The sequence below is a fragment of the Salinicoccus hispanicus genome, assembly GCF_009831115.1.
GTDB lineage: Bacteria > Bacillota > Bacilli > Staphylococcales > Salinicoccaceae > Salinicoccus > Salinicoccus hispanicus.
Genome location: NZ_WUUK01000002.1, coordinates 319,207 through 344,026 on the forward strand (window position 1 = coordinate 319,207; position 24,820 = coordinate 344,026).

17 protein-coding genes and 1 riboswitch are annotated in these 24,820 nt (G+C 45.3%); of the genes, 11 read left to right on the forward strand and 6 right to left on the reverse strand.

The annotated features are described in order from the left end of the window. Positions 1 to 57 precede the first annotated feature (57 nt). A riboswitch (TPP riboswitch) is annotated at positions 58 to 156 on the reverse strand. Between the two features lie 125 nt (positions 157 to 281). From GQ671_RS06550 to GQ671_RS06560, 3 genes are read right to left on the reverse strand one after another with little or no spacing between them, the layout of a single operon-like run. After that, entirely contained in the window at positions 282 to 710 is a 429-nt protein-coding gene (locus tag GQ671_RS06550; protein WP_160654460.1) for a GNAT family N-acetyltransferase, read from the reverse strand. Positions 711 to 720: 10 nt separating this feature from the next. Next, the gene (locus GQ671_RS06555) at positions 721 to 1,185 is read right to left on the reverse strand and encodes a DUF2538 family protein (protein WP_160654463.1); all 465 of its coding nucleotides are present in this window, start codon (positions 1,183 to 1,185) and stop codon (positions 721 to 723) included. A gap of 12 nt (positions 1,186 to 1,197) precedes the next feature. Next, positions 1,198 to 2,652, reverse strand: coding sequence for an LCP family protein (locus tag GQ671_RS06560; protein WP_160654466.1), 1,455 nt, complete (start codon positions 2,650 to 2,652; stop codon positions 1,198 to 1,200). A gap of 191 nt (positions 2,653 to 2,843) precedes the next feature. On the opposite strand from GQ671_RS06560, the gene GQ671_RS06565 reads away from it, so the two are divergent. Next, positions 2,844 to 4,013, forward strand: a complete 1,170-nt coding sequence (locus tag GQ671_RS06565) for a glycosyltransferase (protein ID WP_160654469.1) — start codon at positions 2,844 to 2,846, stop codon at positions 4,011 to 4,013. 36 nt (positions 4,014 to 4,049) lie between these two features. Here the strand turns inward: GQ671_RS06565 and GQ671_RS06570 are convergent, their stop codons facing one another. Then, positions 4,050 to 8,780 carry an N-acetylmuramoyl-L-alanine amidase gene (locus GQ671_RS06570; RefSeq protein ID WP_160654472.1) on the reverse strand — a complete coding sequence of 1,577 codons (4,731 nt, stop codon included), beginning with the start codon at positions 8,778 to 8,780 and terminating at the stop codon, positions 4,050 to 4,052. 288 nt (positions 8,781 to 9,068) lie between these two features. On the opposite strand from GQ671_RS06570, the gene GQ671_RS06575 reads away from it, so the two are divergent. The 10 genes from GQ671_RS06575 to GQ671_RS06620 all read left to right on the forward strand — a co-directional run bounded on the left by GQ671_RS06575 (position 9,069) and on the right by GQ671_RS06620 (position 22,697). Beyond that, a complete protein-coding gene (locus GQ671_RS06575; protein ID WP_160654475.1) occupies positions 9,069 to 9,878 on the forward strand; it encodes an ABC transporter permease in 810 nt (269 codons plus the stop codon). A gap of 42 nt (positions 9,879 to 9,920) precedes the next feature. Next, the gene (locus tag GQ671_RS06580) at positions 9,921 to 10,817 is read left to right on the forward strand and encodes a hypothetical protein (protein WP_211364892.1); all 897 of its coding nucleotides are present in this window, start codon (positions 9,921 to 9,923) and stop codon (positions 10,815 to 10,817) included. Continuing rightward, entirely contained in the window at positions 10,817 to 13,441 is a 2,625-nt protein-coding gene (locus tag GQ671_RS06585) for a glycosyltransferase (RefSeq protein WP_246153182.1), read from the forward strand. Before GQ671_RS06580 ends, GQ671_RS06585 begins: the two co-directional genes overlap by 1 nt. Positions 13,442 to 13,540: 99 nt before the next feature. After that, positions 13,541 to 15,526, forward strand: a complete 1,986-nt coding sequence (locus GQ671_RS06590; protein WP_160654481.1) for an acyltransferase family protein — start codon at positions 13,541 to 13,543, stop codon at positions 15,524 to 15,526. An 11-nt stretch (positions 15,527 to 15,537) separates the two neighbouring features. Then, the gene (locus GQ671_RS06595; RefSeq protein WP_160654484.1) at positions 15,538 to 16,824 is read left to right on the forward strand and encodes a glycosyltransferase; all 1,287 of its coding nucleotides are present in this window, start codon (positions 15,538 to 15,540) and stop codon (positions 16,822 to 16,824) included. Between the two features lie 23 nt (positions 16,825 to 16,847). Next, positions 16,848 to 17,759, forward strand: coding sequence for an ABC transporter ATP-binding protein (locus GQ671_RS06600; protein ID WP_160654487.1), 912 nt, complete (start codon positions 16,848 to 16,850; stop codon positions 17,757 to 17,759). A 24-nt stretch (positions 17,760 to 17,783) separates the two neighbouring features. Continuing rightward, positions 17,784 to 19,637 (forward strand): hypothetical protein, encoded by a 1,854-nt coding sequence (locus GQ671_RS06605; RefSeq protein ID WP_160654490.1) that lies wholly within the window; start codon positions 17,784 to 17,786, stop codon positions 19,635 to 19,637. 86 nt (positions 19,638 to 19,723) lie between these two features. Next, complete coding sequence (locus GQ671_RS06610; RefSeq protein WP_160654493.1) at positions 19,724 to 19,984, forward strand: hypothetical protein; 261 nt, start codon at positions 19,724 to 19,726, stop codon at positions 19,982 to 19,984. A gap of 383 nt (positions 19,985 to 20,367) precedes the next feature. Continuing rightward, the gene (locus GQ671_RS06615; protein ID WP_160654496.1) at positions 20,368 to 21,621 is read left to right on the forward strand and encodes a nucleotide sugar dehydrogenase; all 1,254 of its coding nucleotides are present in this window, start codon (positions 20,368 to 20,370) and stop codon (positions 21,619 to 21,621) included. Between the two features lie 65 nt (positions 21,622 to 21,686). Continuing rightward, a complete protein-coding gene (locus GQ671_RS06620) occupies positions 21,687 to 22,697 on the forward strand; it encodes an accessory Sec system protein Asp2 (protein WP_160654499.1) in 1,011 nt (336 codons plus the stop codon). 34 nt (positions 22,698 to 22,731) lie between these two features. Here GQ671_RS06620 and GQ671_RS12985 read toward each other — a convergent pair whose 3' ends face one another. Both GQ671_RS12985 and GQ671_RS12990 read right to left on the reverse strand, forming a co-directional pair. Then, complete coding sequence (locus GQ671_RS12985; RefSeq protein WP_246153183.1) at positions 22,732 to 23,949, reverse strand: acyltransferase family protein; 1,218 nt, start codon at positions 23,947 to 23,949, stop codon at positions 22,732 to 22,734. Positions 23,950 to 24,081: 132 nt separating this feature from the next. Further along, positions 24,082 to 24,717, reverse strand: coding sequence for an acyltransferase family protein (locus tag GQ671_RS12990; protein ID WP_246153184.1), 636 nt, complete (start codon positions 24,715 to 24,717; stop codon positions 24,082 to 24,084). Between the last annotated feature and the right edge of the window lie 103 nt (positions 24,718 to 24,820).

The window sequence follows — 24,820 nt, forward strand, 5'->3', positions numbered from 1 at the left end:
AAAAGACACCTTCCGTATCTGGAGGCGCCAAGAACTGCAAGATCATACACTTATGCCGTATATGCTCTACACATTCCCTACGCTGGTATTATCCAGATCAGGTCAAAGGGTCAGGTCTTGCCTTCTCAGCCTTATGAGGCTCCCCTATGTATCATATATTCAATTGATATATCCATTATATCATGCCGCAATCCCAAGTCCAACAGCAGAGGAATAAAATCCGGGACATTCAAAAGACGCCTCCGGAGCACATGAACCGGGAGGCGTCTTCAAAAAGTATTCTACTGCGTGAGATCTCTTTCCATATATACATGCGGGATGCCCGCATCCTGGAACTCATCGGACGAGACGGTGTAGCCGAGCTTCCTGTAGAAGTCGATGGCATGCACCTGGGCACCGAGCTTGGCACGGGTGTAGCCGTTCTCCGACGCATGTGAATGGACAAATGCCATCAGTTCACGACCGAGTCTTCTGCCACGTGCTTCAGGCAGTACAGCCATGCGTTCGATTTTGATCAGCTTGTCATTTTCAGGACGGTATCTGACCGTCCCGACAGGTTCTTCCTCAATCAGCAGTATGTGGGTCGATGCATCTTCATGTTCGTCGACCTCGCGGTCCATCGGTACGTTCTGCTCTTCGACGAAGACACGTTTGCGGATGGCAAGACACTGGTTGTACAGAATATTGTTATCTGCGACTTTGATTTCCATCGAATCCTCCTTACATTGCATTCTTGCGTCTGATGGCGGTGAACTGCCAGAAGATCTTCAGCTGTTCCAGATTCCAGTGGGCAAGACCGAGTGACAGGGCAGGCTTCGTGTTGAACTTCATGCCTTCTGCTTCAGCCGCTGCCAGCGCCAGATACTGGATGTGGGGCTTCAGTGCCTTGAATGGTGCGGACAGCCGTCCGTCCTCCCTGATCCAGTCCATCGGAGAAATCAGCTCGAAAATATTGATGTGGCGGTAGATGTCCGGCATTGCGATGATATAGCATGCCGCATCCACCTCGGGATTCTTCAGGGATTCAGCGAAGTATCCTCTGATGGAGAGGAACATCTCCTTGTGCTCGTGGTTCTGGTAGTAGTACGTATTCTCTATTGCAGACTGGCCGCTGTGCTTGATCTGGTCTTCCAGGTAATCGAACATCTCATTGATATTCGTTTCCTTGTCATAGGTTCTTCTCATCACAATCCGCTCCTAGACTTCATTTTGTGCGCGATCATAGATGTCGTTGTTTCCGGTGCCGCCAAATTCCTCCGTACTTTCTTCGTAGTATTCACCAGGGGCCTGTTCGTTATTATACTGCTCAGTGCTGTCTTCGTAGTTGTACTGTTCGGTACTTTCCTCCTGGATGCCTTCGGAACCGTTGCCGTCCTCAGGGTCCCAGTAGTTGTCCTCTTCAGTTGTTGCACCTTCCTGTGGTATTCCCTGTCCTGCAGGCTCTTTGGTTGTGTCCTCCTGCTGTGGTACACCTTCGCCATCGGGTTCTTCAGAGGACTCGATGTTCTCTTCACCTTCAATGCTATCTTCCGGATTGTTCTCCGGAATGTCGAATCCATCTCCGAGTGTGCTTTCGAAGCCTTCCCTCATGAAGTAGGGCTCTGTTTCAGGTACGAATTCATCAAGATAGTAGTCATCGACATACTGGTAGGGCACGATGTAGTCGGACAACCGGATGTTCATCAGGTCGTATGGTTCAGGTTCTTCCAGCTCAAGTATTTCCCGCAACTTCTTGGAAACCAGATAGAGGTGTTCCTCATTAGCCCAGTAGAAGTAGGCGCCATTGCCCTGGAACCAGAAGTCGTCACCGCGCAGCTGGGTCGTATCAAATTCTATATCATTGAAGGAATAGTAGGCGGCAAGGCTGCGTATCTCCTTACTCGACATGTCATGCTTGGTGTTATCGGCCACCACTTCGATCAGGTCATCCAATTTTGTAAGCGCACCGGTCGTTTTCGCTTTACCGAGTATTTTCTGTACCATCTCAAGCTGGCGCTGCCCACGGCCAAGGTCGGTATCGACACGTCGGCTTCTGACGACCGCCAATGCTTCTTCACCATTCAGTTCCTGTACGCCTGCTTCAAGTTCGATACGGCCCTTATCCAGCTGGTTCGGCTCATTCATATCAAATGGTACATCGAATTCGACGCCACCGAGCGCATCGACCATATCCACAACAGCTGTCATGTTGACGCGGACATAGAAGTCGACAGGCACGTTCAGAAGTGATTCCACTGCGCGCATGGAACCTTCCGGTCCATTTTCCCGATGGGCATGCGTGATCTTGTCGTAGTAGTTGTTCTCCGGGAAGTAGGCCAGTGTATCTCTTGGAATGCTGACCAGCTTCACTTCATCCTGCGTTTTGTCAAATGTCGCGAGAATCATGGTATCGGTACGGAAATCTTCCGAGCTGAGTCCGTCCTTCTCTTTGCGCGATTCACTTTCATCGATGCCGAGAATCAGTACTGTAAAGCTGTCGAGAGACGGATCGATGTCGTCAAGTCTCAGTTCGGACCGGTCGCGATCGGTTGCTTCAAACGAGTCGCTGACACCCTGTTCGAACGAATTGAATAGGTTGTAGATGTATGCGCCAATGACTACCAGCGCAATCACGAGGAAAATCAGCACCCCATAGAAAATTTTTCTTTTCATAATGATCAAGTACCCACTTTTTTATGATTTAGTATGTAATGACAGAATGCCATTCTTTAATTATAATATGAGAGAGTCATAAAATGGAATAGATATGAACAATCCTCACACAAAATTCAAAACTCTATATAATGATATAGAAGATGATCATGTACTACAAGTAATAAATGAATAGCCAAAAGAGGTGCTGTATGAAGAAAGTCACGATGTTTGTATGGAATAATTTCGTCAATGATGCCAGAGTGCTTCGGGAAGCGACTGCGCTGACGGAAGCAGGCTATGAAGTGACAGTCATCGCCAAGAAGGAGATGGACGAACTGCATCTCGCTTCAAGCGAGACTGTGGCACCCCATGTATATGTCAATCGGCCGCTGAAAGTGGAGCTGCCGAAGTTCATCCAGAGAAAAGTAAAATCCACAATACTCACAAAGCATGCGCCGAACATGCTCGAAATGTTCAAGATGATGATGCTCGGACGCCAGAACAATGCAGACATCTATCACTCCCATGATCTGAATACACTGCTCCAGGGTATTGCGAGTGCCAAGCTGAGGCTCAAGCGAAAGCCGCTTATCTACGACTCCCATGAAGTACAGACAAGCCGGACGCACTACTCATTCGATAGAATCTATCGTCTGGAAGGTTTCCTGCTCAAGTTCGTCGACCACGTCATCGTCGAAAACGATACCCGGGCCAACTATCATAAAAGGCTGTACAAGGACAGACCGACACCAGTGCACAACTACTCGGAGTTCTATGATATAGACGCGGTCGAAGCCTATCCGATCAGGGAAGAATATGGCATTGGGAAAGATGTGAAAATTGTCCTTTACCAGGGCGGCATGCAGGAGGGCAGGGGACTGTTCAAGCTGCTCGATGCCTTCAAGGATATAGAAGGCGCGCGTCTCATCATGATCGGCGACGGCAAGGAACGCCTCAATCTGATCGACTACCATAAATGTCTCGAGATGGAGAATAAGGTCATCTTCATCGAGCGTGTGCCATATAAGGAACTCAGACGCTATACGAAATCGGCAGATATCGGCATCCAGTTCCTCGAGAACACCAATTTCAACCACTACTCGGCATCATCCAACAAACTGTTCGAATACATCATGGCCCATGTGCCGGTCATCGGTTCCAAACTGCCGGAGATAGAAGCGGTCATAGAAACGGAGCAGGTCGGTCTTACGGTAGAACCGGAAAGTACCAGAGGGCTCAAGACCACCATCGAAAAGCTGATTGAAAATGATGAGTGGCGACTATCCTTCAAGGAGAACACAAAGAAGGCGAAGTTGAAATACAATTGGAATGAAGAGAAGGGTGTACTGAAACAGGTATATAGAAAAATAGACAGATAAAGAATACCGCTCCTCATCAGAGGAGCGGTATTTGTGTTAGAACGTATGTTTTGTATAGTACTGACCATTGATACCCAGCTGGTTATAGTAATTTTGAAGATTGCGTGCCGTAGCATAGGCCCAGTTTATATCAGTTGCATACTGGTAGGTGCCCGGGCTTGCCGGGTTCCAGCGCATGGAGTGGAGTGTCGTCTGATTGCGGTTGAAGTAGCCGCTTGAGATGAACTGCGCGCCTCCAGTGACTGCTTTTGAAGGTGAATCCCAACCCATGCGCTGTGCATAGCGTGCACCTTCGAGAACAGGGTTGTGGTCATATGCTGCGATGCCATACATATTGTAGTAGAGTGTGCCGTTTTCGGAGATGTTACCATTCTCGTCCAGACGTACACCTTTGGAAAGCTGGCTCGTTCCATTACCTGTTTCATGAAGTGCATGAGAAATGAGATAGACTTCATTGACACCATATTGCGCTGCTGCTCTGACAAATGCCAGACCTTGGTTATCGAGGATACCCTTGCCATCAAGCAGTTTATTGTTGAGTTCTGTACTTGAAATGTTTTGAGCACGATTCAGATCCAGGAATGTATAGTTCCAAGTATCGGAATTCTGGTTTGAGGTATCAAGGTAATTTCTGACCTCATCACGTGTCGCATCTCTCCAACCACCACCGGAGACCCAGATCTGTGGTTTGGCACTCAGACGCATCTGGATGTCGAGTACCTCTTCCAAACTTTTATTATATGGAACTGTATTCACAATATATTCTCCTACACTATCTGCTGATACCCAGCCTGAGTAGCTGCCGATATGCCCATAATAATAAGTATTTCCATCAATTACAACGGACTGTTCCGCTTTGAAGTCATCCCTATTCAGATTAGCAAGCTGACTGACTCTCTGCTTGTATGTGCCATAAGGTACAGCCATCAGATAGCTCTCACCATTGGTGATATGGTAATCGGAGGTATGACGTTTCGGTGTTGCCATCGATTTTAGGCTGATGTCTTCTGCTCTTACATAGCCGACAAAATTATCAGCCACATTGCTGTATACGGAATAGAAATCATGATTGTTGAATCTTACTCTTTCTTTTGTAAACAGTGTACTATTCGTAAACGAGGTGTTCGGCTTACCCTTGATATCATAGATTGAAGTATAAAGACCATTGTCGAGAGTCGCTCCGATACGTCCGGCATGCGTACTGCTTCTACGATCGATTGCGATTTCTTTTTCAGGGGTTACATGCTTATAATGGGCCCACCCGTATTGACCGTTGATTTTTCCGTAGTAGTAGTGAAGGCTGCCGACCTGGACCTGTTTCTCGGCTTCAAAGAGATAGGAGCCGACACTACGATAGGAACCAACTTGCTGTTTATCATCACCAAACGCAGCTGCCAGCAACGGTTTATCAATATTATTTACGATATAGTTCACATTATGGGATTTTGCTTGAGACATGCTGTATATGGATAGATCTTCTGCATTCGCCCATCCGACCGCTTTATTTGTTACAGCATCATAGATGGAATATACAGTATTGTCTTTCCATTCGATTCTTTCCTTTGTATAGAATGTTCTGTCCATATTATTCTGGTTGGCAGTACCATCCACGTCATACGGCAGAACTTTCACTTTCTGTTCTCCACTGGACTTCAACCTGACTGCGCTGCTGTCATTGGTTCTTACGTGGTGTACTTCATCCAGTGGCGTGACATGGGCAAAATGTGCCCAGCCATAGGTTCCGCCTGTCCGTCCATAGTAGTAGTCGAGAGCACCGACCTTGACATGCTTCTGAGCTGTGAATAGGTGGGACCCTGTATTTCTGTAGGAATCGACACGCTGGTTCTTATCACCATAGGCAACCTCAAGAAGATAATTATTCAGGTTATCGACAACGTAGAATTTGACGTGTTTCTTTTCCTGCGTCATGTGATGGGTGGATAGGTCTTCACCATTCATCCATCCGACCAGCTTGCCGTCCTTCGGATTATAGAGCGAGTAGTATTCCTTGCCCCTGAAGGTCACTTTTTCTTTTGTGTTGAAGGTCATGTCATCAAGGTTTCCATTCGTTTTTGCTGAAGTGGCATACGGTGTAGCGTAAACCTTGTTGCTTGAACTACTGCGCGTACGGGCGGCGCTGGAATCCGAGACTCTTTTGTGTTCACCCGCTTCAATTGGTGTAACGTGTGCGTAATGCGCCCAGCCGGTACTGTTGCCGACGGTTCCATAATAGTAGTCAAGTGCGCCGACGGTTACCTTCTTTTGCGCGCTGAAAAGGTATGAACCAATGGAACGGTAGTCCGCAATCTGCTGCTTATCATCGCCGAATGCAACGGAGAGGAGCGGTTTGTCCAGATTGTTGATGATATAGTCCTTTTGATGGCTGACTTCAGCCGATTTGCTATATACATTCATATCGTTCTCTTTCACCCAGCCGACGAAGGCATTATTTTTACTGTCATAGAGCGAATAGAAGTCATTACCGTTATAATTTACGCGTTCTTTTGTGAATAGTGTGTAGTCATCGAACTGGGAACGTGCGGTACCGGTCTTGTCCTTATAAGACTTGTAGATGACCGACTTGCTTGCATCCTTCAGCCTTGCTGCATTAATGCTTTCCACAGGTGTGGTAGCAACGGGTGATGGCGCAGCGAGCACATACTCTTCCAGATCAGATAGTTTGATCCATCCTGATCGACCATCAAACTGTCCGAAAAGGTAGTTGGTATTGCTAATTTTCATAATCTGGTCTGAGACGAACTTCTTGGAGCTGTAATCTTTCAGGCTCACCCTCTGGGTAGGTGTTCCCCAAGGTGTATCGAATAAATAACTATTTGAGTTTTTGACAGAAAATGCTTTCTTATACTCTGTCGGAGCTGTTCGCTCCAGTTTTCTCAAGTCATTTTCGTGCACCCAGCCGACGTAACTGTCTTCAAGGTCGCTCTGCACCAGGTAGTAGTCATCATAGTTGTATGTCGCTTTCCTGGTGACATAGAAAGTCTTATTGGTATGGTCATCTGCAGAAGCTGTCTTGACGTCTGTGACGCTTGCGTACAAGCCTTTGTTTGATCCGTTTATCCTTCCGACATACTTTGCATCGGAAGTAGTGACCGGCATAGTCACTTTAGGTGTTGTTTTCTTGTTGTAGAGGTCTGTATACTTCTCTTCAATGAGCTTTTCTACATCACGGTAGGAGTAGCCAAACTTGCTGAAGTACGTATATGGATCAACGTGATTTGTACCTCCAAGATGGGTGCTTACAGCACTATGAGACCAAAGTGTACCCTTTCCATCCGCTTCAGCACTATCGACTGGCAGTTTATACTTGTACAGCAAATTCGCAATGTAATCGGTGTAGTTGTTAATGGATTTGGCAAAATCATGCGTATTATTGTGTCTGACGAGTTCTACATGTAGAAATCTGGGATTTGCATTCGGTCCAGCACCCCAAGCTAAGTGATCAGTATCAGCGACTTGAATAATGTTGTCCTTATCAACAAACGCGTGCACAAAAGCATTTCTGTAATTTCTGCTCATCCAACTGATTTCCCCATTGATGGTTGAACTATCATTGGCTGTTTCATGAAGTACAACACCTTCAGGTTTACCGATGCCATTCCGATAGTTATACTTCGGCAGGCCTGCAATATGGTTATAGGTGATACGTGGTGCAGTGAAGTTGTTACGATCGATGTAGTCGTTGATGTTTGTAACGGCCTGAGCAAGTGTCATCCGTGATGACGCAGCTGTAGATTGGAAGAAAGATCCGGATGCATCAGGCTCTATATCGTATTGTGCAAGCATGGTAACGAGTTCTTTTTCGAGTGTTTCATCTACAATGATTTCATCTGCATCTTCTTTTAAAGAGACTGCTTCCTCTGAAAGTGGTGCTTCTGCATCAACGTCCATACTTTCCTTGGACGTTTTTTCACTATCTTCCTCTTCAGTTTCATCATCTATTTCTTCTTCTGCCGATTCATCAGACTGAGTTTCCGGGGACGTTTTATCCTCACTGCTTTCCCCAGTATCATCGCTTGCTTCTTCCGCAAGCTCCTCTTCCGAGACATCAGTTACATCTTCCTCATTTTCTTTTGAAAGTGTGTTTTGATCCGATTCAGCATCCTGAACCTTTTCAGTGCTCTCATCACTATTTTCGGTGACCGGAGCCTCAGCTGTGATGTCTTCAGGCTTCTCAGATGTTGTTTCAGGTGCTTCCACCGTTTGTTCCGGCGCAGCTTCTGTTTCCAGGTTTTCTTTGATAACCGGTTCCTCGACTGGAGCAGTCTGTTCCGATTCATCAGGTACTGTATCTGGTTCTTGTGCAACTGTCTCTTCAGTTGATGCTTCTGCTGCAGGCTTCTCTGGTTCCGTGGTAGTTTCCGGTTTTTCTTCTTCGACTGGGACTTCGGCAGTCACTTCTTTCTCATTGCCGGGAGTTACGGCTTCTTCGACGGTGTCTGCAGCTGTCTCTTCGACCGGCGCTTCGACTGTCTCCACATCGGTGCTGGTATTTTCTACTTCTGCACCTTGTTCTGTCTCTTCTGTACCGTCTGATGGCGCGGCATCCTCAGATTCTATATATGTATCCTCTTCTTCAAGGGATTGTATTTCTTCATTTTCTGCAAGGGCGGTTGCTTCTTCAACTGAATCTATATGCTGTTGTGTCGTTTCTTCCTTGGATATTTCTTCAGCCTCGGCGTTCAGTGCTGCACCAAAGAGAGCAGTAGAAATCAATGTAGGAACAATGAGTCTATTTTTATATTTCATCTGTACCTCCTAAAAAGTTTGTTACACTTATATTTTAAATGATTTCTGCAGCGTTAGGTAGAAAGTTTTCCAAATTCATTAAAAAGTAATATAAATGTAATATTGTGGGACGCATTTTGTAATGGGATGACATCCATACTCTAAAAGATTATAATGATACGAGTGGAAATTCATTCGGTTTTAATAGTCGATGCATGAAAGGCATCCGATTTCCGGATGGGATATATGAATGTTAATCATTATAAGCGAAGAAATTGGATTTTAAGCTTATTGAATCGAGGGCTTAGCATGAAGAAAATTTATGACATTATAAGAGAGCAGTGGATACACCGCCACCTGATCTGGCAACTCAGCATCTATCAGATCAAGAGCCAGTATGCTAACCATTATCTGGGTGTATTCTGGAATATACTCCAGCCGGCAATGCAAGTATTGATCTACTATATTGTTTTTGGAATGGGGTTGCGCGGGGTCAGAGGAGATGTCGGTGATATACCATTCATCATCCATCTGATATCAGGGCTCTTCCCATGGCTGTTCCTGTCCCAAGGTATAAACGCAGCATCAAACTCCATCCAAAGCCAGCTGAGTCTGGTTACAAAAATGAAGTTTCCATCCAGTACACTCATATCGATTGCAGTTGTAAATAATATCATCAACCTGCTGATGACAACTGCGATCATTGTCATACTGAGTCTTTGGCATGGCTACTCCGAGCCGGTCCATTATCTCGGTTTCATATACTTCCTGGTAGCGTCGTACAGTTTCATTTTTGCATTTGGTCTTATTATGTCTTCTCTCATCATCATCATTCGGGACATGAAAAATGTGCTGCAGAACATCATTCGCATGTTCTTCTTCCTGACGCCCATCTTCTGGTCTCTCGATGGAGTGCATCCGGTTCTGCAGACGATTACCGCATTCAATCCTTTTGCATACCTCGTCATGAACTACCGGCATTCATTTGTACTGTCTGAAGCGCCACTCTATGGTGACTTCGGAGACCATCTATACTTCTGGTCATTTACACTGCTGCTGCTATACATTGGTGTACACATCCATTACAGATTCAGAAATAAACTCATCGACTACTTATAGGAAAGGTTTGAGAAAATGATGAACGGCCAACTACAGAGCAAGATGGAGAAAATTCTCCAGGATCCCTACGTATTTCAGCTTATTCTGGATGAAGATCCTGAACAGGACATATACAACGAATTCGATATAGATCAGACTCAGCAGCCTTTGGGGATATTCAATCATCGTCTGGTTACTGTTATTTCAGTAAAGTATATGAACGGCACTTTCTTTGTGCTATTCAAGCACGGCGGAGAAATCAGAGGCTGGACAAGCATAAAGAATTCGCATTATGTCTATCCGAAAGTGACAGAGTCTGTGAAAGTTGACCTTGAAACATACACTGCGCATCCATTCAACAGCAAAGTAATGGGTCAGATGGATATGATGACCGAGTTCAGGGATCGTCTGCTTGCTTCGAAATCCTATGTCGAAGTCGATGGCACCAAACTCGAGATGCTGTTTGTAAAAGGGAATCTGCGTGGTCTGGTACACAGCAGGGAGCTTCAGAAGGGCAGAAACATGAATGATACCTGCATCGTCCAATCGGATGCCCCCCGCTTCAGGGATTCCAATTTTGCGATTGAGCTTCCGGTAAGGGAAGAGGACTTCGAAGCGAAGATTGTTCTTTATTTTCCGGATCTCAAACTCATAAAACTCCAGCATGGTTCGCTCGTATCCTGGATGCATGAAGCTGATGTTGACTACGATTTCAGCCAGGTCGGCGACGAGCCTCCGGTGGTTCAGGAGGATGTACACCAGTACTACACCGATGAACGCCAGAAAGTCAAAGCGATCATCGACGGGCTTCTGAGAAGACAGATAAGGTTGGAGCAGGATGCGGATAATGCGAAGGCGCGTCTGCAGCGCATTGAAACTCTTTATAAAAATCTGAGGGAATCCAAGCTTGGGAAGATACAGGTTAAGCTCTGGGAACGTCGAAAAAGGAGGGCGAAGTAATGTCTGAGTTCAAGAAGGAGAACCAGGAAATGGTCGACTCGAACAAAGAGGTTCAGAGTCTGAGCGAAATGAACAAGTCGGAACGTCTGAAATATTATACGAAACTTCTCGATCAGGATTATCTGAGAGCTATAGAGCATCTGAGCAATGAAAAAATGTATAATACGCGCCATAATTATTATGAGAAGTTTGATCAGGATGGCAAAGTGGAATTTTTGAATGAAATTGCTCCCTATTTCAATAATCTAAGCAAAAGTAATGGCTCCCGCTACTTCGATAAGCTGAAACTCGACATCGGGATAATCTGTGATGAGTTTCTATACCATTCCTATAAAGATGTCGCCAACTTCCATTACATCAATTCAGAAGGCGGTGGCCTGAGCAAATCTTTGGATTTCATTATTGTCGCATCGACATGGAGAGGCCTTGACGAAAGCTGGGAGCAGGTGGCTTCCCCTAGAAGCGGAAAGCGCCAGCGTCTCATGGAACTGATCCAGCATGCGAAGGATCTCGGCATCCCGGTCGCCTTCTATTCGAAGGAGGATCCCGTAAACTACGACCTATTCAAAGATATTGCCAGGGAATGTGATGTCGTGTATACGTCTGCAGAAGAGATGGTGGATGAGTACAAGAGCTACTGCGACAATGACAAGGTCCATGTCATGGAGTTCGGAGTCAATCCTGAATATCATAATCCTGTGGGATCCCGCTCTCGAATGGCTGAAGAGCATAAGGATCATGTCATATTCGCCGGCAGCTGGACGAAGAAATATCCGGTCAGAAACAAGGAATCGTCACAGATGTTTGATGGGACAAAGGAAAGCGGCTACGATCTGACGATCATTGATAGGAATCTGCATCTGAAACGGACACGCTATCAGTTCCCTTCACGCTATATTGAAAATCTGACCTATCCGATGCAGCACGAAGATCTGATGAACACCCATCGTCTTTTCCGCTGGGCCATCAACGTCAACTCCGTCAAATACTCAGAAACGATGTTTGCAAACCGGGTATACGAACTGCAGGCAATGGGCAACCTCATGCTGACAAACTACAGCATGGGCGTGAACAATAAGTTTCCGCATCTATTCATGGTCAATCTTAAAGAGGATGTCATGCCGATGCTTAGAAACCATACGGAAGCGGCCTATGAAGATATCAGAGCAAAAGGTATTCGCCAGGTGATGCTGAATGATACTGCATACCATCGTATCGGACAGTACGCACGAAATTTCGGTATAGGCACACAGTTGAATGCTAAAGAAATACTGGTTGTAGTTGATGAGATATCGGATCTTGCACAAGAGAACTTCAATAGGCAGATGTATGCAAACAGGACACTGATGAAAAAGGCGGATGTTACATCCGAAGTGTTGAAACTGTATGATTTTATAACATACTTCAGTGATGAATATATCTATGAGGAGTATCATCTGGAGGATCTGCTTGCAGGTTTTGTATATACTGATGTTGATTTCATTACCAAGACTGGAACAGATGTGCATGACTATACCGGCACAGTGAGTGATAAATTCCTGACCATGTTCGATGCTGATCTAATGGATGAAAGACTGGAGCCTGCCGGAAAGACGGGCTATGCAATTCCGATGACAGAAGTGATGAAAGAGTATCCGAAATCGGAGAATGTGTCAGAAAAACTGCTTTCAGTCATAGTGCCGATTCATAACAATGGACGCTATCTGGAAGACAAATGCTACCGTAGCCTGACAAGAGCATCGATTTTCGACAAGATGGAGATCATTTTCATCAATGATGGAAGTACGGATGAAGAAACCATCAAGATCATCGATAGATTGCGCCGACGGAATCCGGATATCCGCTATTTCGCTTTTGAAGAAGGTTCAGGCAGTGCCTCCCGTCCACGAAACAAAGGGGCAGAAATGGTGTCGACAAAGTATATGACATATCTTGACCCTGACAATGAAGCTTCAGGAGAGGGGTATGCCGATCTGCTCGATAAGTTGCTTGAACATGAAGAGCTTGATATGGTGGTTGGCAATATCATCAAAGAAGATAACCACAGAAAAGCCAGTTTCCGCTACTCAAGTACTGTCAGAAAATATAATGAAGATCAGAACTACATCGATAACACACATAAATTCATGAAACATAGTGGTTTAAGAGCACAGAGCATCCAGGCAGTCATCATCAAAACCGAAGTGGTCCAGAAAAACGACATCAGAATGGTTGAGGGCGCGGCTGGACAGGATACGATGTTCTTCCAGGAACTCATGCTGCATTCCAATAAGGCTATGGCGGTAGATACATTTGTACACATGTATTATGCAGCTGTCAGTGGCTCGGTTACGAATACGATAGGGAAGAAGTTTTTCGATAAGTACTATCGACTCGAGATAGAGCGCATTCCATTCCTGAAAAAGCACAATCTGCTTGAGACATACATGCAGGAACGCTTCAACTTCTATGTCAAAGGCTGGTACATTGTACGTCTCGACCGCATAAAGCCTGAGGAACGGCATGAAGCGGTTACACGTTTCCTTGATATCTACAGCCTTTACGATAGCTATGCAAGACCAGGAAGTGAAGAACTTGATGAAACCATTCGGCAGCTGAAGAACGAGGTTGGATATAGCGGTTGATAAGTGCAGTAATCAAGGACAGTTTAGACTTTATAGGATTTCCTATAAAGTCTAAACTGTTTATAAACCAAATCAGTATGATAAGTCGGGTGAGAGAGATTGGAAATAAAAAAGCAATACCGTCCCGAAATAGAGGGACTCAGAATAATAGCCGCACTTCTGGTGGCAATCTATCATATATGGATGATGCGTGTCTCAGGAGGGGTGGACGTATTTTTTGTCGTTTCAGGGTTTCTGATAACAACGTCCCTTCTGTCGAAGTATGCTAGAGATGGATACGTCAAATTTTCCACGTTCATTCTTGGTCTTTTGAAACGTCTGCTGCCAAACGCACTGATGGTTCTCATTTTTGTTACAGTAGCAGGGTATTTCATTCTGCCTGAAGTCAGGCATTTTGATACAATGAAGGAAATCATTGCATCCCTCTTCTATTATGAAAACTGGCAACTGGCTGTCATAGGTACGGATTACCTCGATCAGACCAACGAAAAAAGTCCTGTACAGCACTTCTGGGCGATGTCCATCCAGGGACAGTTCTATGTCATATGGTTTCTGATTGTTTCTTTGACCATACTCATATTCAATAAGACGAAGTTTGCTTTCAAGAAAATATTCTTCACGATACTGGCAGTGCTGTTTGCAACATCACTTGCGTATTCAATCTATCTTACTGCAGTGAACCAGCCATGGGCCTATTTCGATACAAGGACACGCGTGTGGGAATTTGCAGTTGGTGGCCTGTTGATGCTGTTCATTTTCAAGATCAGACTACCGGGCATCATAAGCACAATGATGGGCTGGATAGGTCTTGTAGGGTTGATCAGTACAGGGCTGCTGCTCGATGTCGAAGGCAGCTTCCCGAGCTATGTGGCACTATGGCCGGTCATGGCGGCTGTCTTTGTCATGCTGGCTGGTCAGAATCCGACCAGATTCGGTGTAGAGAAGTTCCTCGGCAGCCGTGCAATGGTCAAGCTTGGTGGATTGAGCTACGGACTCTATTTGTGGCACTGGCCGCTGCTCAGTTTCTATTATGTTATATTTAACACCAAGGATGTCAGTGTCATTCACGGAATCGCAATCATCCTGCTGGCACTCGGTCTAAGCTTCCTGTCGACTAATCTGATCGAAAACCCGATCAACAGATACATCTCCAAAAACAATTTTACATTAAAAGCCTTCAGGCCGATATTTGCACTCGTCGTCACACTGGTCATTGCTGTCGGTGCATGGTTCGGCATCAGTCAGTACCAGTCCTCTGCAACCGCAAATCTTGCGGGCAGTAGTGAATACCCTGGCGTCATGGTCAATGTCGAAGGGTTCGACCAGACTTCATTCGAAGAGAAGGATCCGATACCAGCAATGTCCGAAGTGAAGGAAGACAAAGAGGAATCCTATACGAATGGATGCCAGCAGGGCATTGATGAAGCGGAAGTGGAACTCTGTGAATACGGTGATGTCGAAAATCCTGAATATATAGTAGCAGTTGTGGGTGGCTCAAAATCCACACACTGGACTTCTCCGGTGAAAGTCTTTGCTGAAGAAGATAATATCAAAGTATTGAATGTGACGAAAAGTGGATGCCGCTTCTCACTTGATCCGGTCAGTGCAGAAGACTGTAATGAGTGGAACGAGAACGTGGTCCAGAAATTGGTTGAAGCAGATGTGGATGCGGTAATAACACTTGCGGATATTGCGCGTCCGGATGAAACGGAGGTGCCACAAGGGTATCTCGATCAGTTCAACCGTCTAGAGGAGAATGGCATCGAAGTACTCGCTGTCAGGGACACACCATATTTCAATGAAGATATTCCAGAGTGTATCACTGCCAAAGGGGCGGATCATGAGGACTGTTCAGTCCAAACGGATGCCGTCTATCCAACACCATCTGCGTGGGACAAACTTGAAAATCCGCCTGAGAATGTACATTATGTAGACTATCATGAATATTTTTGTGAAGAAGATACTTGTGGACCAATTATCGGTAATGTCATTGGCTATTACGACCATGACCATATGACAAAAACCTTCGCTGAAAGTTTCGCACCGATATTGAGAGAAGATCTGATGAAAGTACTAGAATCCTGATAGGTGATAAAATGAAAAAAGTGACGATGTTTGTATGGAATCATTTCACGAACGATGCACGTGTCATGAGGGAAGGCGTGACTCTCAGTGAACACGGCTACGATGTTAATCTTATAGCGATTGAGAATAAGAAGGACTTGCGTGCAAAAGCTTTTGAGGTGGTCAATGATCACTTTCGGGTTCATCGCGTACCGATGTACCCTTGGCTGCTGGAACTCTACCAGAACAATAGGAAAGAGTTTGTCATCAGTGTGGCTGGAATAACGACGATTGTCGCTCCAGCCCTTTTTTATAAATCCTGGCTACTGATGTCCGCCTATTTCATTTTCCTCGGTGCCGCATATGGTGCGGTGAAGAATAATAGCACAAGACGCAATATGATCAAACTTGCCAGAAGTATCAGAATGATCATTGAAGGATATCGCCAGAATGCGGATATATATCATTCGCATGATCTCAACACCCTTACCCAGGGGGTAATCTGTTCGAAGATGAGGTTAAAACGCAGGAAACTGGTCTACGATTCACATGAAGTGCAGACCGATCGCACCGGTTATAATCCAAAGACGATTGCCAGATGGGAAGGCGCACTCCTACCATTCGTCGATGAGACGATAGTTGAGAATCATACAAGAGCAGAAAAACATGAAGCACTGTACGGCTACTATCCGCACACGCTATACAACTACTCGGAACTGTTTGATATCGAGAGGAAACCGAAAGCAGACCTCCATGATGCACTCGACCTTCCCGAAGAAGAAAAGATACTGCTCTATCAAGGAGGCGTCCAACCGGGTAGAGGTCTTGAACTGCTTATCCAGGCCATGCCCATGATAGAGGAAGGTACGCTCGTATTTCTAGGTGATGGCAGGCAGAAGACAGAACTTGAAAAAATGGTGACGGAAATGGATCTCGGTGATCGCATCAAATTTGTACCGAAAGTACATCTTTCCGAACTTCCATCTTATACTCGCAATGCCTATCTTGGTTTCCAGGTATTGCAGAACATCAATTATAACCATTATTCGGCATCATCCAATAAGCTGTTCGAATACATGATGGCCCATGTGCCTGTGGTGAGCTGTGATTTTCCTGAAATCAGAAGTGTAGTCGAAGGTGAGCAGGTGGGACTCGCAATAGATGCAAGCAAACCATCAGCCATTGCCGATGCGGTCAACATGATGGTTCGCGACGAAGCCATGCGGGAGAGATTCAGCGATAATTGTAAAAAAGCGAAATACACGTATAATTGGGATGTTGAAAAAGATAAGCTTCTTCAGGTTTATAAAGAACTCTAGCTGTATGAAGGAAGGTCTTATAGATGACTTATAAAGTCAAAGTTGAAAATGTATCGAAAGTCTATGATCTGAACCGCAGTAAAGTAGCTAAGCTTCTGTCGCTATTCACTATGGGACATTTCTATAAAGAAAAACCTTACTATGCCTTGCGTGATATCAATTTTGAGGTCCAGAGCGGAGATTCCGTTGGAATCATCGGATTGAACGGGTCCGGAAAATCAACATTGTCCGATCTGCTTGGGCAGGTTACAGTAGCAACTACCGGCAAGGTTCGTATCAATGGGAAAAGTTCCCTGATTGCCATCAATGCCGGTTTGAACAATGACCTGACCGGTGAAGAGAATATACGAATGAAATGCCTGATGCACGGAATGAGTGAAGAAACGATTGATGCACGCTATCAGGATATCGTTGATTTCAGCGAACTGGGAGAAGAATTCATCAAGCAGCCGATAAAATCATATTCGAGTGGTATGCGCTCAAGACTCGGATTCTCGATAGCCATCCATACGGATCCGGATGTACTGATTGTCGATGAAGCTCTATCGGTCGGGGATGAGACATTCTCCAACAAGTGTATCGAGCGCATGAAACAGTTCCAGGCTGACGGCAAGACGATATTCTTCGTCTCCCACTCGGCAGCCCAAATCTCAAAGATGTGCAATAAGGCTCTCTGGATTCACTATGGGGAAATAGAGGACTATGGCGAAGCGGCGCCGATCATCAGCAAGTACGTCAAGTTCATCCGTGAATTCAAGGACATGACAAAAGAAGAGCAGCTTGCATACAAGTCCGAGATGACCAGAAAGCAGCAGGAGCAGGGTGAGCAGATGGAAGTGAAAAAATACAGAAGACCCTTCTATCGTTATATTCCTGCAATTTCGGTTCTCGGCTTGTTCGTCTACAGTGTGCTGCACCAGCTGAACATATTCTAATTGCGACGCAAAGGGGATGATATTATGAATCGTGAGTTTCAAAGTAAGCCATTTATCTTATCAAAAAGAGCACTCGTAAATGTACAGAATGATTTTGATCACGTGGAAGCACTGTCGTCCGCCCATCTCTACTACGATGATAAGACAGAGGTGACTGACAGCAGCAATCATGGTATCAGAATACTTCTCATCGGATATATACTGGATATAACTGATGGCAATAGATCCAGTTCTGAAATTCTGACAGAGCTCTGTCAGCTTTACCAGTCTGAGAACAAAGAATCATTCTATGAAAAACTGGATTTCCTCAATGGCCGTTATATACTCATTGCAGATGATGGGTCTGATACTGTGCTGTTCACTGACGCAACCTGCCTCCGACCAGTATTCTATTGGAACAAGGAAATATTGGGTTCACATGAGGTACTGGTGAGGGAAGTTGTAGAAGGAGAGAATAACATCGAACTCTCAGTACAAAAATTTAAAATGAATGGCTTCCTTGATTATACTTCCACACAATCCGTATACAAAATGAATCCGAATGTGTTCTACTCCGCAGTCGGAATGCAGTTCATACGCTACTACCCGAGAGCCCAGAGCAAAGTGTCAGAAGTCGATGAGATTGTGGCAAAGACGATAGACTTCTACCAGCCACAAGTGGAATGGCTGAATCGCAATTATCCGCTTATCTACCAGTCATTGACAGGTGGCTATGATTCCAAAATATCACTAGCCATCACTAAACCGACAATGAACAAGGTGCAATATTTCACCTATATGATTGATCTGGAGAATACACCTGATTCCCAGTTCAGCAGAATCTATAGGAAGGACAAGGACCTTGTGGACCGTCTTGTGTATAATCTCAACATTGATGATAATCACACTTACTACTATTTCAATGAGTACCCCCTGCCTAAGGATTATGAAAAGACAATCAGCCGCAATACTTCATCTTCCCACTCCTATGTGCTGAGCCACCTGACACATCGTGAGTTCGAGAAAAATAGCATTCATGTCAAATCAACAATATACGAGATTGCCAAATTGCCATTCAGTGCCAATCATATCAATGCACAGACAGATGAGGAACTGCTTAATGTTATTGTCAATTGGGCACCGAAAACTTTGAGGAAAGAACCTGAAAAGCTTCTGGATATGTATCGAAGTTTCGCAGAAAGAGTGGATATGGAACAGGTCGCGTTATATGGTTATAACCTGCCGGTCATGCTGTATTGGGAAACACGGATGGGCAACTGGCATAGCAACATTACTCAGGAAACAGATAACGTTCTGGAGACCTTTGTGTTTGTAAACAACCGTCATATGCTGAACCAGTTCATGTATCTGGACACCCAGGCAAGAAAGAATAGAACATATTTTGATAAAGTGGTTTCAAACAAATGGCCGATATTGAATTATTTCATTCCGAACCGATATGAAACGCTTGAGGATAGAATCGCAATGCAGGCGAATGACGGAGCGTCGCAGACTAGAGGCTCTGCATCCCGTGCCAGGGTCGAACTGACCCATTACGGGATCAATGTCAGGGACATCAGCAACCTTGAAGTGGCAGCACAAGCTGATCATATTGAAATAAGACCCCTTCAGGGGACGAAGCTGAAGGATGAGGAGATTACTCTGACACTGGCCAATAATGATGAATCTGACAAACCACTTGTGCTGGAAGGCTACTATAACCACCCCTCAAAGAACATCTTCATAGCGCTGAATGGCGAAAAGTTCTCGATCAATGACTACCATGAAGGGAAAAACGTGACGTTGAAGGCCGGAGAGGAAATGAAGATATCCTATCATTATGCAAAGAATTTTGACCGTTCCTCGTGGTATAAAGCAGGTATGCTGACAATCAGATAAAGAATGTGATGGATATGGTAAAGAGTAGAATAGTGGCAGTCGAAAGTGCTGCGCTGACAACTGTAAAGCTGCCGTTCAATCGATAGATGCGTCTTGAAGTAATTAATGAAGACAGGACGTATCATTTCCTTCTATGCCTCAGAAAACGAACGGACCATATGCTTGTCATATCGAATGATGCCATCAACCTGGAAAAGAAACGTCCGCCGGTCTTCATGGGAAGCACCTGGACGGATAGTCTTCGAGGATCGCTGATTTTCATCGATGACCCGACATTGCATGGTACCGGCCTGAGGTTCGGGTGTGGGCAGGGCACAAATTATCCCTCATGTTTATGGCAGTCTTGATAGGGGAAGGGTGGTTGAGCAGTATGGATACTGTCTGTCGGTTACAGAGACATTCAGACACTATCGCGATGCGCGCGGATCCACTATTTTCAAAGTACACTCTGTCCCCACGATATGAGAAGCCATCTGGATCCTCTCATGAAATAGATGGGACAGAGTGGGCTGGATATGTCGAAACTATATGTCCATTACTATTTTGATGCCGAAGCCAGACGTGCCCCCTTTCAAAAGCGGGCATGGAACGCATGCTGAAGGATGTGCTCGATGAAGACTTCGACTATCGTATATAGATTCTGCTGATGGTGTGGATTTGAAAACCCCGTGTAATTTGCTATAATATTTAATGATATTAACAAACACTGGAAAGAGAAGAGGATTCTAATATGAAACTAACGACAGTAGGTTTAGGATACATCGGCTTGCCGACATCCATCATGTTTGCGAAGCATGGTGTGGAAGTGGTCGGCGTGGATATCAAACAGGAAGCAGTGGATATGCTGAATGGTGGTCAGATCCACATTGAGGAGCCGGGCCTACAGGAAGCTTTGGAGGAAGTGCTTGAACAGGGAACCTTTAAAGCATCCATAAAACCGGAGGAAGCGGATGTCTATATCATCGCTGTACCGACTCCGAATAATGATGATGAATTCAAATCATGTGACATTTCAATTGTCATGTCCGGCGTGAAGAGCATTGTGCCGATTCTTAAAAAAGGGGATACGGTCATTGTCGAATCTACGATTGCACCGAGAACAATGGACGACCATGTTGCCCCTTATCTCGAGGAACAGGGCTTCACCATCGGTGAAGACATTTTTGTGGTCCACTGTCCGGAACGTGTACTGCCGGGCAAGATCATGGAAGAGCTCATCTACAACAACCGCATCATCGGCGGCATGACACCAGCGTGTGTCGAGGCGGGCAAGAAGGTCTACGGTACTTTCGTCAAAGGTGAGATGATCGAGACTAATGCCAAGACTGCTGAAATGTCCAAGCTGATGGAGAACACATACAGGGATGTCAACATCGCGCTTGCGAATGAACTGGCGAAGATCTGTAACCATCTCGACATCAATGTTCACGAAGTCATCGAAATGGCGAACAAGCACCCACGTGTCAACCTGCATACGCCAGGACCGGGTGTCGGTGGACACTGTCTCGCAGTCGATCCATATTTCATCATCGCAGAAGCACCGGATAAGTCCCCGCTCATCCAGCAGGCAAGGGAGATCAACAATTCCATGCCGGCATATGTTGTGGACTATACGAAAGAGATTCTTTCCAGAATGGATGGGAAAAAGGTGACCGTATTCGGTCTGACCTACAAGGGAGATGTGGATGATATCCGTGAATCCCCGGCATTCGACATCTACGAGCTGCTCAGAAAAGAAGAAGATCTCGAAGTAGTTGCCTATGATCCGCACGTCAAGATGGACTGGGTAGAGAAAGATGTGAAGAAAGCAGTTGCAGACAGTTCGCTGGTCCTCGTTCTGAGTGACCATAGCCAGTTCAAGAATATGTCCGACTCGGACTTCACCACAATGAAGAACAAGTATATCTTCGATACGAAGAACGTCATGAAGAACGACTTCCAGGAAGTTGAATACTACAACTACGGCAACATTCAAAAACTTTAATGACTCAAGGAGAAGCAACGCTTCTCCTTTTTTAAAATAAATTTAGCAACAGGGATGATGCAATCATGCTGGATAAATTCAAAAATGATATTAAAAAACACGAACACTATTACCGGGGGAAGAACCACAGGATAGACTACCTCCAATATAACCAGGCAGACAGCAACCATCTAATCGTTGTGCTCTCCGGCTTCAATGGCAAGGAAACACATGGCGCTCCGGCCAAGTACAACTATATGCGAACGCTGAATGATATACATATCAATAAGCTGTTCATTAAAGATTCGGTGGATAATGTTCCTGTGTATTATATGGGAACAGAGGGCAGCACCAGCTATCTTGATGATGTCTGCGCACTGATTGAAGAGAAGCTTGAAGAGATGAAAGTTGCCAAAGAACAGCTGATCATCTCAGGATCATCAAAGGGAGGGACCGGCGCACTACTTATTGGTCTCACTCTGGGCGCTGGCCATATCATCGCGGGTGCCAGTCAACTCAATGTAGGCACCTACTTGAGTACTTTGAACGAAAAGCTCAAAGAAATGCTGTTTACCCAGATCATCGGACACAACAATGCTGATGCACCAGAAATATTGGACCGGAAGTTCCGGGAGAGACTGCTTGTCAAAGAGACACGCAGCCAGTTCTATTTCCATGGGGGCAACAGGGATCTGCATTATAGCCAGCATATGGTCCCAATGCTCAGACACTTCGACGCACATGGGATACTATATGAACTTGATCTCAGAGGATACGAGGGTCATGAGAACGTCAAATACTATTTTCCTGACTATTTTGAACGTACTGTCAAAGGCATCACTGCGCGTACCTTCATCGAGCGGCCGAAAGTTACTGCTAGAGGGGAAGAAACAGAAATAGATGTGAAGATAAACAACACCACCGACAATACAGACTGGGCGATCTATGTATACAAGAAGGACAAAAAGATCGTCAAGATCATGTATAACACTGATAGGAAGCATACAGTGCCAGTCAGATATGAAGATATCCGATCTGTTAAAGTGTTCCTTCGTGTCAATGGAGAGAAGAAACAGGTAGAAGACTATATTCTATAGTAAAAGCGCAGCTTATAGAAGCTGCGCTTTTTTTCTATTCGATAATATTCATGATATCTTCTCTCAACACCGGCCCCATTGTTGTTGAATAGGTGTTATTGATATGCCCCCCATCATAGTAGACCAGAACATTTCCGATAACCGGTTCATACTCATCATCGACCTTGAAGTATTCTGTATAATCCACGGGATGAACATTCGGAGATTTGTTTTCAACAAGTGACCAAGGCATGGTTTCACTGATCGGTTCAATGCTGAGCATTTCCTCTTTGGTCGCTTCATAACCATACTGCTCGAGGTATTCAGGTATATTGAACCCAAAACGTTGATTGTCCCGTATGGCGAGGACAGGGATACCGACGTCGTCACCAATCTTGTTAAGCTGTTCCCGCATGCCTTCAGGCACTTCTGCGTAATCGGCAAGGCCGATATCGGCAGTGGCAACAACCAGATCTATTTGACTGCTGTTCTCCCTCAAGTACTCGATTGCGTTTTCATTCCACTGCTGCTGAGGGCCGTCCGGATGGGCAGTTGAGAAGCGGCTGCCGATCTGGGTCATATTGATGATTCTGACGTTCTCCTCTTCGGCGAACTGCTGTAATGCGCCAAGCCAGTGAGCAGAGTGGGAACTTCCAGCAAGGACGACGGTGTGTTCATAACCTTCCTGAACACCGTACATTTCTGTAATCAATGTGCCATTAGTGCTTGTCTGATTCACTTTGTCTTCGTAGGAATCGGCCAGGTCTTCCATGGCTTGGGCGGGTGCAGGAATATAATCTGTTTCTTCGTCATCGGCAACCATGTTCTCCTTGATCATTATCGCACCGGGATGTTCACTTATATCCAAGTCACCATCAAACGATGGCAGGCTTGCCTCATATTGATGATATAGGCTGAATGCAATGGTCAAGTTTATGACCAGTCCGGCTGCAAGCAGACCGAGTGGCCGGAAACCGATCTGCATGGACCGGATTGGCTTCTCTATGAAGCGTGTCACTAGCCATGACAGCAGGAAGGAAAGGATGATGATGCTTACGCCAACCCATATGCTTGGAACGTTTTCGTTATGAAACTGATAGAAAGATAGCAGTACCCAATGCCATAGATAGAGGCCGAAGGCGAGTCCGCCTGCCTTCATCATCCATGGTCTGGCGAGGAAGGACTTTACGCCGTATTTCGTATCCAGGTTGCCTGACAGCAGTATGACTACGGCACAGAGCATCGGCCATAGGGCAATGTAACCCGGGAACATGGACGAGACATCAAAGAGGATGCCTGTCAGAATCAGGCCGATCAGGCCAAGCCAGCCGAGGATATCACCGAGTATACCGGGTATTGAGATTCTCGAAAGGTTGACGGCTAAAAGACCGCCGAGTGAAAATTCTCATACTCTCGTACTGACGTCAAAATAGGCCCACGGCTGATTGACTTCAGTCAGGTATATCGAATAGCCGAGAGAGAGGATGAACATCAGTCCGAGCACAGTGTTGATCAGTCTACGACCATTTCGTTTCATCTTCCGCTTCAATATGAAGAAAATGAATGAGAAGACAACGAACCAGATCAGGTAGAACTGTCTCTGGATGGACATCGCCCAGAAGTGTTCCAGGGGTGTCTTCATCTGCTCCCGATCCAGATAGTCGGTACTGGACAGGGCAAGCTGCCAATTCTGATAGTAGAGCAGGGAAGCAATGGTTTCGTTGAAAGTCTTTTCAAGTATTGTTCTTGGCAAGAAGAATATACTCAGTACAATGATGGTCAGTACGACGGTCAGAACCGAAGGCAGGAGGCGTTTCAAAAGATTGGATATGTAGGGGAAGAATTTAAATTCTCCAGTCTTGTTGTAGCGGGAAATTATAGATGTGGTAATCAGGAAACCTGAAATGACGAAAAAAACGTCTACACCACCAGATATACGTCCGAACCATATATGGTAGATCGCAACCAGCAACGCAGCAATGATACGTAATCCTTCAATCTCAGGACGGAATCTTTTCTCTAAATCTATGATTTTATACATGAAAGCGTCTCCTGTTTTGAATTTCAATTGTTCATTATACGCCAGTATATGTAATAATCATATAGTATTCCCAAATGAAATACTTTCAAATTTTAGTTGCTTA

Excerpts from the sequence above, each read along its gene's own strand:
- GQ671_RS06550 (WP_160654460.1), bottom strand. The coding sequence starts at position 710 with ATGGAAATCAAAGTCGCAGATAACAATATTCTGTACAACCAGTGTCTT.
- GQ671_RS06570 (WP_160654472.1), bottom strand. The coding sequence starts at position 8,780 with ATGAAATATAAAAATAGACTCATTGTTCCTACATTGATTTCTACTGCT.
- GQ671_RS06620 (WP_160654499.1), top strand. The coding sequence starts at position 21,687 with ATGCTGGATAAATTCAAAAATGATATTAAAAAACACGAACACTATTAC.
- GQ671_RS06605 (WP_160654490.1), top strand. The coding sequence starts at position 17,784 with ATGAATCGTGAGTTTCAAAGTAAGCCATTTATCTTATCAAAAAGAGCA.
- GQ671_RS12985 (WP_246153183.1), bottom strand. The coding sequence starts at position 23,949 with ATGTTCCCGGGTTACATTGCCCTATGGCCGATGCTCTGTGCCGTAGTC.
- GQ671_RS06615 (WP_160654496.1), top strand. The coding sequence starts at position 20,368 with ATGAAACTAACGACAGTAGGTTTAGGATACATCGGCTTGCCGACATCC.
- GQ671_RS06600 (WP_160654487.1), top strand. The coding sequence starts at position 16,848 with ATGACTTATAAAGTCAAAGTTGAAAATGTATCGAAAGTCTATGATCTG.
- GQ671_RS06565 (WP_160654469.1), top strand. The coding sequence starts at position 2,844 with ATGAAGAAAGTCACGATGTTTGTATGGAATAATTTCGTCAATGATGCC.
- GQ671_RS12990 (WP_246153184.1), bottom strand. The coding sequence starts at position 24,717 with ATGTATAAAATCATAGATTTAGAGAAAAGATTCCGTCCTGAGATTGAA.
- GQ671_RS06575 (WP_160654475.1), top strand. The coding sequence starts at position 9,069 with ATGAAGAAAATTTATGACATTATAAGAGAGCAGTGGATACACCGCCAC.
- GQ671_RS06595 (WP_160654484.1), top strand. The coding sequence starts at position 15,538 with ATGAAAAAAGTGACGATGTTTGTATGGAATCATTTCACGAACGATGCA.
- GQ671_RS06560 (WP_160654466.1), bottom strand. The coding sequence starts at position 2,652 with ATGAAAAGAAAAATTTTCTATGGGGTGCTGATTTTCCTCGTGATTGCG.
- GQ671_RS06555 (WP_160654463.1), bottom strand. The coding sequence starts at position 1,185 with ATGAGAAGAACCTATGACAAGGAAACGAATATCAATGAGATGTTCGAT.
- GQ671_RS06580 (WP_211364892.1), top strand. The coding sequence starts at position 9,921 with ATGGAGAAAATTCTCCAGGATCCCTACGTATTTCAGCTTATTCTGGAT.
- GQ671_RS06610 (WP_160654493.1), top strand. The coding sequence starts at position 19,724 with ATGCGTCTTGAAGTAATTAATGAAGACAGGACGTATCATTTCCTTCTA.
- GQ671_RS06585 (WP_246153182.1), top strand. The coding sequence starts at position 10,817 with ATGTCTGAGTTCAAGAAGGAGAACCAGGAAATGGTCGACTCGAACAAA.